General features: G+C 65.1%; 14 protein-coding genes and 1 riboswitch. Of the genes, 7 read left to right on the forward strand and 7 right to left on the reverse strand.

Annotated features, from left to right (window positions below; translation table 11 throughout):
• Positions 1-10: 10 nt before the first annotated feature.
• Both HV793_RS21235 and HV793_RS21240 read right to left on the reverse strand, forming a co-directional pair.
• Entirely contained in the window at positions 11-460 is a 450-nt protein-coding gene (locus HV793_RS21235) for a DUF6389 family protein (RefSeq protein WP_054450307.1), read from the reverse strand.
• Between the two features lie 94 nt (positions 461-554).
• A complete protein-coding gene (locus HV793_RS21240; RefSeq protein ID WP_175213899.1) occupies positions 555-1,460 on the reverse strand; it encodes a LysR family transcriptional regulator in 906 nt (301 codons plus the stop codon).
• Between the two features lie 133 nt (positions 1,461-1,593).
• On the opposite strand from HV793_RS21240, the gene HV793_RS21245 reads away from it, so the two are divergent.
• The 3 genes from HV793_RS21245 (at position 1,594) to mntP (ending at position 4,989) form a co-directional block, all read left to right on the forward strand.
• Positions 1,594-3,177 carry a sulfatase family protein gene (locus tag HV793_RS21245; RefSeq protein WP_175213900.1) on the forward strand — a complete coding sequence of 528 codons (1,584 nt, stop codon included), beginning with the start codon at positions 1,594-1,596 and terminating at the stop codon, positions 3,175-3,177.
• 51 nt (positions 3,178-3,228) lie between these two features.
• Positions 3,229-4,197, forward strand: a complete 969-nt coding sequence (locus tag HV793_RS21250) for a Bug family tripartite tricarboxylate transporter substrate binding protein (RefSeq protein WP_054450312.1) — start codon at positions 3,229-3,231, stop codon at positions 4,195-4,197.
• A 33-nt stretch (positions 4,198-4,230) separates the two neighbouring features.
• A riboswitch (yybP-ykoY riboswitch) is annotated at positions 4,231-4,410 on the forward strand.
• Positions 4,411-4,416: 6 nt separating this feature from the next.
• Positions 4,417-4,989 (forward strand): manganese efflux pump MntP, encoded by a 573-nt coding sequence (gene mntP, locus HV793_RS21255; RefSeq protein WP_175213901.1) that lies wholly within the window; start codon positions 4,417-4,419, stop codon positions 4,987-4,989.
• Positions 4,990-5,032: 43 nt separating this feature from the next.
• Here the strand turns inward: mntP and HV793_RS21260 are convergent, their stop codons facing one another.
• Positions 5,033-5,983 (reverse strand): LysR substrate-binding domain-containing protein, encoded by a 951-nt coding sequence (locus HV793_RS21260; RefSeq protein ID WP_175159547.1) that lies wholly within the window; start codon positions 5,981-5,983, stop codon positions 5,033-5,035.
• A gap of 91 nt (positions 5,984-6,074) precedes the next feature.
• On the opposite strand from HV793_RS21260, the gene HV793_RS21265 reads away from it, so the two are divergent.
• Genes HV793_RS21265 through HV793_RS21275 form a run of 3 tightly spaced genes read left to right on the forward strand, consistent with a single transcriptional unit; the run spans position 6,075 to position 10,288 of the window.
• Positions 6,075-7,388 (forward strand): D-serine ammonia-lyase, encoded by a 1,314-nt coding sequence (locus HV793_RS21265; RefSeq protein WP_175213902.1) that lies wholly within the window; start codon positions 6,075-6,077, stop codon positions 7,386-7,388.
• Positions 7,389-7,428: 40 nt separating this feature from the next.
• Entirely contained in the window at positions 7,429-8,748 is a 1,320-nt protein-coding gene (locus HV793_RS21270) for an MFS transporter (RefSeq protein ID WP_175213903.1), read from the forward strand.
• A gap of 16 nt (positions 8,749-8,764) precedes the next feature.
• A complete protein-coding gene (locus tag HV793_RS21275; protein ID WP_175213904.1) occupies positions 8,765-10,288 on the forward strand; it encodes a M81 family metallopeptidase in 1,524 nt (507 codons plus the stop codon).
• Here HV793_RS21275 and HV793_RS21280 read toward each other — a convergent pair.
• The 4 genes from HV793_RS21280 to HV793_RS21295 form a co-directional block, all read right to left on the reverse strand.
• The gene (locus tag HV793_RS21280; protein ID WP_175213905.1) at positions 10,264-10,815 is read right to left on the reverse strand and encodes a dihydrofolate reductase family protein; all 552 of its coding nucleotides are present in this window, start codon (positions 10,813-10,815) and stop codon (positions 10,264-10,266) included. The two genes, HV793_RS21275 and HV793_RS21280, sit on opposite strands and share 25 nt — an antisense overlap.
• A gap of 86 nt (positions 10,816-10,901) precedes the next feature.
• Positions 10,902-12,110 carry a hypothetical protein gene (locus HV793_RS21285; RefSeq protein ID WP_175214066.1) on the reverse strand — a complete coding sequence of 403 codons (1,209 nt, stop codon included), beginning with the start codon at positions 12,108-12,110 and terminating at the stop codon, positions 10,902-10,904.
• Between the two features lie 72 nt (positions 12,111-12,182).
• Positions 12,183-12,650 carry a hypothetical protein gene (locus HV793_RS21290; RefSeq protein ID WP_244958686.1) on the reverse strand — a complete coding sequence of 156 codons (468 nt, stop codon included), beginning with the start codon at positions 12,648-12,650 and terminating at the stop codon, positions 12,183-12,185.
• A 14-nt stretch (positions 12,651-12,664) separates the two neighbouring features.
• Positions 12,665-13,540, reverse strand: coding sequence for a leucine-rich repeat domain-containing protein (locus HV793_RS21295; protein ID WP_175213907.1), 876 nt, complete (start codon positions 13,538-13,540; stop codon positions 12,665-12,667).
• A gap of 139 nt (positions 13,541-13,679) precedes the next feature.
• Between HV793_RS21295 and HV793_RS21300 the strand changes: the two genes are divergently transcribed.
• Positions 13,680-14,261 (forward strand): CGNR zinc finger domain-containing protein, encoded by a 582-nt coding sequence (locus HV793_RS21300; protein ID WP_054451302.1) that lies wholly within the window; start codon positions 13,680-13,682, stop codon positions 14,259-14,261.
• The last annotated feature ends 158 nt before the right edge of the window (positions 14,262-14,419 follow it).

Here is a 14,419-nt window from a genome sequence, read left to right on the forward strand (position 1 = left end):
TGCCGCAGTGCTATGCCGGCAATGCGAGCGGCTCAAGCGTTCCGTAGCCTTCCTCCCCATATACCAGCGCCGGCAGCGGCGAACGGCCCTGGCCGTTCGTTTCCCAAAGTTCCGCCACCCATTGCATCGCCGTATCGACGATGACGTCCTGGACGTTGAAACCACCTTCGTCCGACGCGAACAGAGGAACCTCGGGCTCGATGCCGTCTTCCGTGTGGCGCACGTCGAACAGGTAGCGGTGGCCTTCGATGGCCTTGTTGAGCACGAACAGGTCCGGGCCTTCCAGGCTGGCCACCACGGAGAATGTGCCTTCGCCGTCCTGGTCGGGGAACACCACGAAGTGGATCTCGCGCGCCTTGGGCGGCAGGGCGGCGATCAGCGCTGTCAGTGTGGCGCGCGCCGCGGCGTCGTGGGCGCGCAGGATGCGCAGCAGTTCGGTTTCGTATTCGGATCGGTTCATGGCATTCCGTTCAGGACTGGTTGGCGCATTTTGTCGCCGACCTCTGGAGAGGCGGCAGGGAGTGCCGTGGATTATCTGCCATTTCCTGTCGCCGTCACCGCGCCAGCCGCAGGCACTCCATGAAGTACGCCGCATGTTCCGAGGCCAGCGCGGCGTCTCGCCACACCATGCCTGTAATCCCGCGGCTGCGCATCGCCAGCGGCAATACCTTGATCATGTGCTGCTTGGCGAAATGCTTTGCCAGCCGCTCGGAGATCGGCAGTACCAGATCCGATCCGTCCAATAGCGCCAGGTTGACCAGCACCGACGACGATTCCACCTGATGCCAGGGCGCGGGCTGGCCGGCCAGCGCCAGTTCGTAATCGATGCGTATCCGCATCGGTGTTGAAGCGCCGGGCGCGATCCAGGGGTATTCCTGCACGTCCTCCCATGTCACCTTGCGCTTGTTCGCCAGCGGATGCGCCGTGCCCACGGCCAGGCAGATGGGCTCGCCGTACAACTCTTCGTAGTGCAGGTTGCGCGGCAGCGAGTGCTGTTCCAGGCGTCCCACCAGCACGTCGAACGTGCCTTCCTGCATCAGCGGCAGCAGGTAGTCCAGCGTGTTCTCGGCCAGGCGCAGCAGCACGCGCGGATAGCGTTCGCGAAAGCGCCGGATGCTGGGCGGCAGCAGCACCGGCGCGATATTGGGCGTAACGCCCACTGCCAGCGTGCCGGTGGCGCCGCGGGCCAGCTGCGCCATGGAGTCCTGGGCGCGGCCCAGCTTGCCCAGGATCTCGCGCGCATGCGTGCGCAGTTCCAGTCCATACAGCGTGGGTTCGATGCCGCGCGCGTGGCGCTCGAACAGCGTCAGGCCGATGTCTGCTTCCAGGTCCTTCAGCCACTTCGACAGCGCCGGCTGTGTGATGTTGAGTTCCGACGCGACCTGGCTCAGGTTGCGGGTTTCGCACAGGCGCACCAGGATGGCCAGGTGGCGCAGGCGGATGCGGTGGGTCCAGTCCATGCGGGCATCCTTGAGACATAAATGCAGAGTTATGGCTCGGTAATATTAATTCATTATCAATTTATGTCTCCTCTACACATAATGGCCTGACAACAGAGCCAAGCCGGCGCAAAGCTGGCGGCGAGGAGACACGATGCAGCCGAATTTCCTGCTATTCATCACGGATCAGCAGCGCGCGGACCATCTGGGCAGCTATGGCAACCCCATGCTGCGCACGCCGGAGCTGGACGCGTTGGCGGGGCAGGGGTGGTCGGCGGACCGCTTCTATGTGGCGTCGCCCATCTGCATGCCCAACCGCGCCACCCTGATGACGGGCCGCATGCCCTCGGTGCATGGCGTGCGCCACAACGGAATTCCGCTGTCGCAGCGCGCCACCACGTTCGTCGACCGCTTGCGCGGCGCGGGCTATTCCACCGCATTGATCGGCAAGTCGCACTTGCAGAACATGACCGGCAAGCCCGCCGTCTGGCCGCCGGCGAGCGACGGCGCGCACGGCGAGGCCTGGACCGTCGAGCCCGGCAACTACGATCAGGAATGGGGCCCGCTGTGGCGCACGGATCCTGGGCATGATCTGCAGACGCCGTTCTACGGCTTCGAGCGCGTGGCGCTGGCGGTGGATCACGGCGACCAGGTCTGGGGCCATTACGAGCGCTGGCTGGCCCGCGAACATCCCGAGGCGCGGCGCCTGTGGGGGCCCGAGCATGCCCTGCCCGCGCCCGGCTATGTGCTGCCAGAGCATCATCAGGCCTGGCGCACCCGCGTGCCGGAAGAATGCTCCACCACCGCCTACATCGGCGACCAGACCATCGCGCAGTTGCGCGACAACGCGGCCAACGGCAAGCCCTTCTTCATCCAGTGCTCGTTTCCCGATCCGCATCATCCTTTCACGCCTCACGGCAAGTACTGGGACATGTACCGCCCGGAAGACGTGACCCTGCCCGAGTCGTTCCACGCCAGCGCCGCGCCGGGCCACCAGCCGCCGCCTCACGTAGCCTGGATGCACCAGCAGCGCAATCAGGGCAAGGCCGTCAAGCACACGCCCGCCATCTTTGCCTGCACCGAGCGCGAGGCGCGCGAGGCCATCGCGCTGAACTACGGCTCCATCAGCCATATCGACGCCACCATCGGCCGCGTCATGCGGGCGCTGCGCGCGACCGGGCTGGACCACAACACCATCGTCATCTTCACCAGCGATCATGGCGACTACTTCGGCGACCACCAACTGCTGCTCAAGGGGCCGATCCATTATCAGAGCCTGATCCGCACGCCCTTCATCTGGCGCGATCCGCAGGCGGCGCCCGTCGCTGCGCGCAGCCAGGCGCTGTGTTCCACCGCCGACATCCCCGCTACCGTGCTGGCGCGCGCGGGCCTGCCTGCCTACAACGGCATGCAGGGCGCATCGTTGCTGCCGCTCATGTCGGGCGAGACCGAGCGCGTGCGCGACGCGGTGCTGATCGAGGAAGAGGGCCAGCGCACCATGTTCGGCTTTCCCGGCCGCACCCGCATGCGTACCTTGCAGACGCCGCGCCACAGGCTCAGCGTCTATGCCGATGCCGCCTGGGGCGAACTCTACGATCTACAAGAAGACCCCCACGAACTGCGCAACCTGTGGGACGACCCCGCCGCCGGCGCGTTGCGCGCAGAACTGCTGCTGGAACTGTCGCGCAGCATGATCCGGCACGCCGAGACCAGCCCGCACCCCACCGCCATCGCCTGATTCCGCCGCCACGGCGCCTGCCTGCGGGTTGGCGCCATCCAGGAGAAAAGCATGATCAAGTCCTTGTTGCTCTGTACGGCGCTGCTCGTGGCCGCAACCTCGGTCGCGGTGGCGTCCGACTATCCGTCGCGTCCCGTGCGCCTCATCGTCAACTTCCCGCCCGCGGGCCCGCTGGACCTGGAAGCCCGCGCCATCGCGCAGCATGCCGGCAAGATCCTGGGCCAGACCATCGTCGTCGAAAACCGCTCTGGCGCGTCCGGCAACATCGGCGCCCAGTCCGTGGCCCAGGCCGCGCCCGACGGCTACACGCTGCTGATGACGCTGGACACGCTCATGACCGTCAACCCATACATTTTCAAAGGCTTGGACAAGGACGTCACCCAGCGGCTGGAACCGCTGAGCCTGGCCGGCTCCTTCGGCCTGGCGCTGGCGGTGCGCCCCGAACTCGGCATCAATACGCTGGACGAATTCCTGCGCTACGCCAAGGCCAATCGCATCACCTATGCCTCAGCCGGCTACGGCAGTCCCGGCAACCTGGCCTTCGAAAAGCTCCGTCTCGCGGCTGGCATGGAAGTCGCGCATGTGCCATATCGCGGCAACGCGCCTGCCGTGAACGCGCTGCTGGGCGATCAGATACAGGCCGCCTTTCTTGCCACGCCCGGCGTCCTGCCGCATGTACGGGCAGGCAAGCTGAAGGCCTTGGCGGTGTCGGGCAAGGAACGCGACGCCGACCTGCCTGAAGTCCCCACGGCGGCGCAGTCGGGCGTGGCTGGCTTGAAAGACTACGACGTGTCGTTCGCCTTCCTGGTCATGGCGCCCAAGGGCACGCCCAAGGAGGTCGCGCAGGTCTGGGAAGACGCGCTGGCCAAGGTCTACGCCATGCCGGAGTTCCAGCAGAGCATGGCCGTGCTGGGCATGCGCGGGCCGTTCGCAGGCAAGGCGCGGGCACAGGCATGGGTGGACAGGGAGGCCAAGGGCTGGAAAGAGGTGATCGCGAAGGCGGGAATACGCGGGGAATAGCGCTGTAACACGCCGGTCAGCAGGCTCTGCTAGACTGGTTTCACTCTTTGGGGAGTAGCCTCCCTGCGGCCAGTACCGCAGGGGCTTGCGTCAACATTCTTGGCTTCCTCGGCCATGGCGCAAGCGGCATCCATGCTTGGCGAGACCACGGATTTTTCGCGCGATGCCGGGCGGCGCGGAGGATCCGTGCCGTTTCCGCCCAGCAGGATCCCCACTCCAATGAATCCCATCGCCATCATCGTTCTCGCGTTCGCCATGTCCACGGACGCGTTCGCCGCGGCCATCAGCAAAGGCGCCGCGCTCTACAAGCCCCGATTTCCGGAGGCCCTGCGCACAGGGCTGATCTTCGGCGTGATCGAAGCCATCACGCCGGTGATAGGTTGGGGACTGGGCTCGGTCGCGGCAAAGTATGTGATCGCCTGGGACCATTGGATCGCGTTCGCGATGCTCTGTATTCTGGGTTTGCTGATGATACGCAACGGCCTCAAGGAAGAGGACGAGGACGCCGCGCCCGTCACCCGGCATTCCTTCTGGCTGCTGGCGGCTACGGGCCTGGCCACCAGCATCGACGCCATGGCGGTCGGCGTGGGCCTGGCGTTCGTGGATGTGAACATCGTGGTGGCGGCCATCGCCATCGGCTTGGCCACGACGCTGATGGTGACGATAGGCGTGATGCTCGGACGCGTGCTGGGCAGCGTCGCCGGGAAGCGGGCCGAGATCCTGGGTGGAGTCGCGCTGATCGGTATAGGCGCGGCAATACTTTATGAGCATCTGAGCGCAGCAGCGGCTTGACGCCGCATGGGAAGGCGGCGCTCGTCGGCTCCGCGGATGATGCTTATCCGCGAGTACCCCCGATCAAGGCCGAACGCGCGCTGTCGAAGTTGCGGCACTCGGATTTCAACCACTCGGAAAAGATCCGGGTGCGCCGCTCTTCAGGCCGGCGCGACAGCAGCACATAGCGCGCCGGCGCGGGCACGTGCTTGCCGAACACGTCTACCAACCGTCCGCTGCGCAGTTCGTCGTAGACCATCGCGCTGCGCCCGATAGCCACGCCCTGGTGATTCAGCGCGGCGCCAATGGCCAGGCTGGCCAGATTGAACTGCGGCCCGTCCAGGTGGCGGATCCACCCCGGCCGATGCGCTTGCATCCAGGTGCGCCACTCGATGAACTCCGCGGCGCCGACCCAAGGAGAGGCGTCGTGCAGGAACTCGACGCCGTCGAGCGATTTGCCGGTGCGAAACGCGGGGTGCGCGGCCAGGTATTCGGGCGTTGCGACCACGAGCAGATACTCGTCCAGCAAGGCGTCCGCCTGTAAATGGCTGTAGTGCGCCGGGTCATAGCGGATGGCGAGGTCTATGTCTTCTTCCTCCATCAGCTTGCGGTCCAGCAGTTGGAACTCCGCCTTCAACCGGACTGATACCTCCGGCTGTAGGCGATGGAATTCCGTCAGGCGCGGCATCAGCCATTGCAGCGCGAACGACGGCAGGCAATTGACCTGCAGCGCGGACGCCGGCAAGCCCAGCCGCTCGATTTCCTGCTGAATGTCGCCAAGCGCACGGCTGACCGTCGTGTACAGCGATTCGCCCTTGGGCGTGAACTTCAGGCCGCGTTGCTGGCGGACAAACAACAGGTAGCCCAGGCGGTCTTCCAACTGCCGGATCTGCTGGCTCACCGCGCTTTGCGTGAGGTTCATGGCCGACGCCGCCCTGGTGAAGCTGAGATGGCGGCCGGCCATGTCAAAACACCGCAGGGTTCCCAGGAGTGTCGAGTCGAAATGGGCAGACATAAGTCAAACTAATGGCTGAATTAGAAATGATCGCTATTCTTGCATGCCTTCGGAATCTACGATTTGCGCCGAACCATCAACCCGCAAGTCCATGATGACCGCCAATTTCGATCCTCAGCTATTAGAAAATCTTCAATCAAGAACGCCTTTGCTATGGCTCAACCCGGCTAGGGGAGGGCTCTTGCCCGGCTCCGCGCCGTCCCTGGCCCTGATCGATGAGGCCGAAAACCGCCTGGCGCGTTGCGCGCCGCTGCTGGCCGCGCTGTTTCCCGAGCTTGCCGCTGCGGGCGGGCATATCGAGTCCCGGCTGATGCCCGCCAAAGCCTTGCAGCAGGCGCTGGGCGCCGGGGATGTGTCGGGCAGCTGGTATCTCAAGCGCGATGATGAACTGCCAGTCGCCGGGTCCATCAAGGCGCGCGGCGGCTTTCACGAAGTGCTGGCCATTGCCGAGTCGATCGCGTTGGAGCACGGCCTGCTCAAGGATGAGGCGACGGACAGGCGCATCATGGCGACGCCGCAGGCTCGCGCCTTGTTCAGCCAGTATGCCGTGACCGTGGGCAGCACCGGCAACCTGGGCATGAGCATCGGCGTCATGGCCGCCGCGCTGGGATTCGATGCCGTGGTGCATATGTCCGCCGATGCCAAGGAATGGAAGAAGGACCGCTTGCGCAAACGTGGCGTGCGCGTGGTGGAGCATGCCGGCGACTATGCCGAGGCCGTCGCGGCCGGGCGGGCGCAGGCGCTGGCCGCGCCCCGCAGCCATTTCGTCGACGATGAGCAATCCGAGCTGCTGTTCTTCGGCTATGCCGCAGCGGCCCGCGGACTGGCGCGGCAACTGGCTGAAGCAGGGCGCGTGGTCGATGCGGCACACCCTCTGTTCGTGTACATCCCCTGCGGCGTCGGCGGCGCGCCGGGCGGCATCAGCCATGGCCTGAAGGCGCTGTTCGGCCCCAACGTGCATTGCTTCTTCGCCGAACCCGTCGCGTCGCCGTGTTTTCTGGTGCAACTGGCATCGGGCGCGGATTCCCCCGTGTCGGTCTACGACATCGGCCTGGACAACCGCACCGAGGCCGATGGCCTGGCCGTGGGCCAGGCTTCCGAACTGGTGGCGTCGCTGATGAGGCCCCAGCTAGGCGGCGTCTTCACCGTGTCGGATGACGAGCTCTACCTGAACCTGCTGGCGCTGAAAGACACCCTGGGCGTCGAGGTCGAGCCGTCGGCCGCGGCCGCGGTCTCGGGGCCTGGCTGGCTGGACTCTGCCGCAGGGCAGGTCTATGCGTCGGGCACCGATATGTCCGCAGCCACTCATGTCATCTGGGCCACCGGCGGTTCGCTGGTGCCCCCTGAAGCGCTGCACGGCTTCCAGGAGCACGCCAGGAAACTCAGCCAGCGCCGCGCGGCATAAGCCGCAGCACCCAAAAAACGACATACCAAGGAGAAAACCCGTGAGCGGAAGTGCAACCCTCCCCGCCGGCCGCGCACCGCGCCCGGACCAGCAAGCCTTTGAAGACGCGACCTACAGAAAGGTCGCGCTGCGGTTCATTCCCTTTCTGATGCTCTGCTACGTGGTCGCGTACCTGGACCGCATCAACATCGGCATCGCCAAGCTGAACATGCTGGCCGACCTGCAGTTCAGTGAGGCTGCCTATGGCCTGGGCGCGGGATTGTTCTTCATCGGCTACATGTTGTTCGAGGTGCCCAGCAACCTGATCATGCACCGCGTGGGCGCGCGCCTGTGGATCGCGCGGATCATGATCTCCTGGGGCATCCTGTCCGGCATCATGGCCTTCGTCACCGCGCCCTGGCAGTTCTACACGGTGCGCTTTCTGCTGGGCGTGGCCGAGGCCGGGTTCTACCCTGGCGTGATCCTTTACCTGACCTATTGGTTTCCCAACCGCCGCCGCGCCAAGATGACGGCGATCTTCCAGGCCGGCATACCGGTGGCCGGTCTTATCGGCAACCCGCTGTCGGGCTGGATCATGGAACGATTCCATCTGGTCGGCGGACACCCCGGCTGGCAATGGCTGTTCGTGTTGGAAGCGCTGCCCACCATTCCGCTGGCCATCGGCGTGCTGCTGATCCTGACCAACCGCGTACAGGATGCCGCGTGGCTCACGCCGGAACAACGCCAGCTGATCGAGCGGGACATCGCTGCCGACAACGCGGGCCGCGAGCACATGCCGCTGCTGCAGGCGCTGCGCGACGCGCGCATCTGGAAGATCGTCGCCATGACCTTTCCGGCGATGATGGCGCTGTACACGCTGGGCTTTTATCTGCCCACGCTGATCAAGGATGCCGGCGCCGAGGGCGGCTTGCGCATCGGCCTGCTGAGCGCCATTCCGTATCTGGTCGCCATGGTGGCGATGGTCCTGGTCGGGCGCAGTTCGGACCTGCGCCGCGAACGCCGCTGGCACCTGGTCTTCATCCTGGTGCTCGGCGCGGCGGGGCTGGTCGCCAGCGTGTCCGCCGGCACCAACCTGACGCTGGCCGTCATCTCGTTGTCGGTGGCCGCCGCCGGCATCATCAGCTTTTCTCCCATCATGTGGACGCTGCCCACCGCCTTCCTGGGCGGGGCCACCGCGGCTGCGTCGATCGGCATCATCAACAGCCTGGCCAATCTGGGCGGCTTCGTCAGCCCCTACCTGATCGGCTGGATCCGCGACATCTATCACAGCACCGCGCCAGCCATCTACATCATCGCGGGTTCGCTTCTGGTCAGCGCCTTGATTGCGCTGAGCTTCGACCCCAAGAAAGTCAATCGCTGAAGGCAAGGAATACGCCATGGAAAACGTTAAAGATGCCGCGCCGCGACTCGCCGTCGCCGGCCTGATCCATGAAACCAATACTTATGCCGCCGAGGTCGCCGGCCAGACGCCGTTACGCGCGTTCGAGCAGTACGGCGGGGACGAGATACTGCAAGCCTTCGACAAATCGAATCACCAGGTCGGCGGCTTCATCGAAGGCGCCAGGCAGACGGGCGCCGAACTGATCTGCACCTTCGTCGGCCAGGCCACGCCCTCGGGCACGATCGAGGCCCAGGCCTACGCCGACATGAAGCGCAGAATCCTGGACGGCATCCGCGCCGCTCTGCCTGTCGACGGAGTGTTGCTGGCGCTGCATGGCGCCGGCGTCGCCGATGGCATCGAGGACATCGAAGGCGATCTGTGCCTGGCGGTCCGCCAGCTGGTTGGCGCCGATGTCCCGATTGCCGCTGTCTATGACCTCCATGGCAACATGACCGAGGCCATGCGGCAGGCTTGCGATCTGACCTTGCCTTGCAAGCTGTATCCGCATACTGACTTTCACGACCGAGCGGTCGAGGCGGTGGCGCTGTTGCTCGAGATCATCGGCGGCCGCCTCAAGCCGGCAACCGCCATGCGCCTCTTGCCCATGCTGCCCTACATCGTCACGACGCAGGAAGGCTTCATTCCCGCCGAGGTCAATGCCGTATGCGCCAAGCTGGCCGCGCTGCCGGGTGTCATCGACTGTTCGTGGTTCCACGGCTTTCCCCTTGCGGATATCGCCGCGCCTTGCCCGGCCGTGGTCTGCACCACGGCGGGCGATCAGGCGCTGGCAGAGCGCTGCGCGAATGAAGTCGCGCAATGGATCTGGTCGCACCGCGAAGCGTTCCGGCCGTCACTGCCAAGCCCGGAGCAGGGCGTCGCCATGGCGCTGGCCGCCTCGCACGGTCCCGTCGTCGTCAACGAGTACGCGGACAACCCCGGCGGCGGCACGCCCGGCGACGGCACCTACCTGTTGCGCGCCATCCTGGACGCCAAACCCGTGGCCGGAACCTGCTGTTTCGCTTCCATCAACGATGCGTCCGTCGTCGAGCAGGCCCGCCAGGCCGGCGTCGGCGCGACCATCAGCGTGTCGCTGGGCGCCAAGCAGGGCCGCTTCCAGGGGCAGCCGCTGCGGGTGCATGCCTATGTGAAAGCCATCACCGACGGCCGCTTCGTCAATCGCGCGGGCTCGATGTTCGAAGGCGTGCGCTTCGACCTCGGCGCCATGTGCCGCCTGGTCATCCAGGGCGTGGACGTGATTGTCGCCTCGCGCGCCGAACAGATCTACGACGAGGAGCCATTCTTCCTGCATGGCATCGACGTGACCGCATACAAGCTGATCGCCATCAAGGGCGCCAACCATTTCCGCGCGGGCTACCGCCGCCTTGCGGCGCAGATCATCTCTGTCGATAGCGTGGGCTTGAGCACTGCCGACATCACCTCGTTCCCACGGGAACGGCTCGCAGGCGAATACTGGCCGCTGGCGGACATCGCCGACTACGCGCCGTATTCCAACGCGTAGCGGCTTTGCACGAAGCCGAAGGGATAGGCCACGGTCGCTGCATGCCGCAGGGCGACGTCCGCCGCCAATTCACCGAACAGGCGGCGCCCGCCGCCGATCAACACCGGGATCACCGTGATGGTGATGTCGTTCAGCAAGCCCGCCTGGATAAAGGACTGCACCGTCTTGCCGCCGTCTATGTACAGGCTCTTGCAGCCGTCCGCGCCGGCGCGTTCCAGCAGTTCCTCCAGCGAGCCCCCGTGCAGCCCGACCGAAGCGGGCGCGCTTGCCGGCAGGCTTGTCATGCTGCGGCTCAACACGTAGACCGGCATGTCGCCGTAAGGCCATTCCGGAAACGAGGCGACCTTCTCGAACGTCGCGCGGCCCATCACCAACGCATCCACGGTCTTCATGTACGCGCCATAGTCACAGTCCTCGCCGGCAGGCACGGTCTGGTTGGCGCTGTCCAGCCAGTCCAGGCCGCCGTCCTCGCGGGAGATGTAGCCGTCCAGGCTGGTTGCGATGAATGATGAGCAGTGCAGTGCCATGGCGCGGAATCCTATCGGTTGCGGAAAGGCGAAGATGGTATCGCAATGCCCGCCTGTTGCACTGGCGCACGATTTTGCCGTCCCACTCAGTCGGTGGCCAGATACTCCTTTCCGCCCGGCTTCAGATAAGGCGCCAGCGCTGTGAACGGCACGCTGGCATGCGTGCCCAGGCAGGCGCCCGCCGAGTGCCCGACCCCGGACACGGACAGGCTCAGCGCGCCGGGCGCCTGGACGCCCAGCGCCAGATAGTCGGGCCAGAGGTCCGCGCAGTCTTCCAGATTGGGACGATCCTCGGATTGTTGGACCGTTGTTCCCGCCTTGACCGCTTGTTGCACCAGCGCGAGCAGGGCAGGGCTTTTTTCGCCGCCGAAGCTGCGCTTGCCCGGCACATAGGCGTCGAACACGCGATTCCAGTCCAGGTACTCGCCGCGCAGCAGATCGTAGGTATAGGGTTCGAAATGGTTGTACGGATGGGCCCCGCCGCAGTCCAGGCTGCCCGATTCGGTCACCGTCATCAGCGCGCGCGACAGCCAGGTGACGTGCACGGCTTCTTCATCGAACCCGCCCAGCGTGCCCGCGCCGGGATTGTCGCTGGTGTAGGCCGATGCCATGCAACCCAGCGCGCCCAGGCTCTTCTGCCAATGACGCTGTTCCAGCAGAGTGTTCGTGCGCTGCAGGACCTGCGCATCGGGATGCCGGCTCAGCCGGGGATAGCTGAACTTGGTGCGCGGGTCGCGCCACATGCGATAGGCCACGGCGCCGTCGCCGATCTCCTTGCCGACCGGCTGGGCGTATCCGGTCAGTTTCAGCGTCTCGTAGGGCGCGCGCGTGGCGTTGATGCCTGCCTGGACATCGATGTCGCCGAGATTGACTTGACTGGCGCGGGCCAGCTTGCGGTCCTTTTCCAGCTGCCCGGTGTCGTACTGCGCGACCCGCTTCAGGTCGAAGCGTAGCTGCTTGCCGTTGCCGGCGTCAGTCCAGATACCGCGGAAGCCGTTTGCGTCGCGCGTGCCTTGCCAGCTTGCGGCCTGATCCGCCGGCTTGCCTTCCTGGCGGGGCTTCGGTTCGAAGAGCTCCTTGGCCGTGCCTTGCAGCGGAATATCCACGCCGTGCCTGGCGTAGAAATAACGGCCGGTCAAGGTGCCGTCGGCAGCCGCTTCTGTGTCCAGCTCCAGCACGATGTCGCCGGCGCCTTGCAGTGTTCCGGTGTAGACGGTGCGGGGTGCGGCATGGGCCTGGGCGGTTAAAAGAGACAGGATGGCCAGCGCAAGCGCGGTGCGGACGTTGCGGTGCATACGGGACGGTGAGCGAAACATCAAGAGTCCTGGGATCCAAAGGGATAGCGTCGGCTGACTATACCGGAACCATCAGCCCAGCAACGCAGCCGCCTCGCCATCCGCCAGCATCTGCTCGAACAGGTCGCCAAGACCGCTGGCCACCTCGCTGACCGCCTCGAACTCGGGCTCGACGCCATGCACGATCCTTCCCGAAATCCGGTCGATCGCGAGAAACTCGTAATCACCGTCCACGCTCATGAAGATCGGCACATGGCGCGCCCAGAAGGTCTCGACGGCGTGCCGGTCGGCATCGCTGATGGCGGCTTCCAGGCTGATGTCGCGAAAGGCGTCCCACCCGAAGGCGCTGTCGGCGGTTCCGGCATAGTCGGCCGCGCTCAGGAACCAGCGCGTATCGTCCGCGCTGCTCAGTTGCGTGTACAAGGACAGGAACGCTGCGTGTTCCGAGGCGTCAGCCGGTGCAGCCATGGGCGTCGCGCGTAGCACTGTCCAGCCGCGCGCGGCAAGCAAGCCCAGGAAACGTTCGTGCAAGATGCTCATCGGGTCCGCCATGGCTATCGCGTCGCCGCGATGTTCGCGCGCGGCAAGCGCGCCTTCAAGGTCTGTGCCAACTCGCCCAATCCCACATCGCCGCAGCCGACCAGCGTCAGCTCCCGCAATCGGGTCAGCATGTCCAGCACGCCGATATCCGCAATCCGTTTGCAGTACTGAATGTCCAACCGTTCCAGGTTTTCAAGGGCGCTGATCGGACCGATCTTCTCCAGCGCACCAAGGTTCTTCAGGCGCAAAGAACGCAATCCTGTCAGTTGCTCGATGCCGGACAGCGTCTTCAAACCACGGCCCGCCAGCAAGCCCAGCGCCGACAGCGGCAGTCCCGCAATGCGGTCGAATATCGACGAATCGAACGGCACGTTCCAAAGGTTCAGTTCCTTGAGCGGCAGGCTCAAGGCGCGGTCCAGCAGCATGCCGCGCCGGTCTGGGACCATGGACAAGGAAATCAACGCCGGAAAGTCTTCCGGCTCGAACCGCAACGTGGCGCCCACTGTCAGCGCCTCCAGCCTGGGCAGCGGGCCGGCCTGCCAGGTGTACGTGCCAGGCTCGGGATGGATGGAAAGATGGCGCAGGCTGGCAGGGAGCATGTCTGCGCGCAATCCCGTCAGAACGCTGCCCGCGACCGCGCCGGGGCCGATGGAAAGGTGCGCCAGCGCCGGCAGCCGGGCGAGGAGTCCGGGCAGCTCGCGCAGCGGGTCACCCGGCGGCGCCCATAGATGCACGTCTTCGATCGAGGCCAGGACGGCCTCTTGCGGCGGAGCATCGTAGAGCACGACGCGTTCATCCGCGCCGGCGAATTGCGAGCGCTGGCGGCTGTGCATGAAGCGCCAGGTCTGGACGCGGTCCGGGAGAGGGATCGAAAACGGGATGAAGGACATGTGGCTTTCCGAATCCGTGAAAGGCTAGTTTACGGTGCTCATCGTCCGGGCGGAAAACTGTGCGATGACCGATGGGATGCTCTTCCTCCGTAACTTGATAGTCGCAAACTAAGTGGTTACATTCAAGATGGAGAACATCATGACCACCACTACCCCCACGCCAGAATTCCGCCTGCTTGGCGACCACGCGGCGTTAGATCTGATCAACACCGTCGAGCAATCCGACGATGGCCCTCGCGATCGCCTGCAATCAGACGACGATGTGCGAGCCTGGCTGGAGGCCTTGGGTTTTTCGCCCGCCCAGCGCAAGACCCCGAAGGGTCTGCTCGAATCCGCGAGGACATTGCGCGAGACGGTGCGCGCATTGGTCGCCCAGAGAAAGGCCGGGTTGCCGCTCAAGCTCAGCCCGCTCAACCGGGCGCTCGCCGCCGGAGGCAGCCATCTTGAGGTTTCCGTGGTGGCGGGCGCGCCCAGCCTTGCCCGTCGCTATGAAGCGGCTACGCCCGATCAATGGCTGCTTCCGGCCGCAGAGGCCGCCGCAGACTTGCTCGTGCATGGGGACTTCGAGCTGGTGCGCAAATGCGAAAGCCCGCTCTGTTCCCTCTGGTTCTACGACCGTACTCGCTCCCATCGCCGCAGGTGGTGCAGCATGTCGCTTTGCGGTAACCGCCACAAGGTGGCGGCATTTCGACAGAGAGAAGCCCAGGACGCTGCTTCCTGAGCGCTTGCTAGCCCACCCATCCGGCCGTCTGGCCGGATTTTTTTTGAATGAGTCTCTCCATGTCATAGCTTTGAACTATTTAGGTAACCATTAAAACTTAATTTGACGGGTTACTAAAAAGGCGTAAGAATGGCCCGCACAGCCTGCAGGAATTCGGC

The sequence above is a fragment of the Achromobacter aegrifaciens genome (assembly GCF_902859965.1).
Classification (GTDB): Bacteria; Pseudomonadota; Gammaproteobacteria; order Burkholderiales; family Burkholderiaceae_B; genus Achromobacter; species Achromobacter aegrifaciens.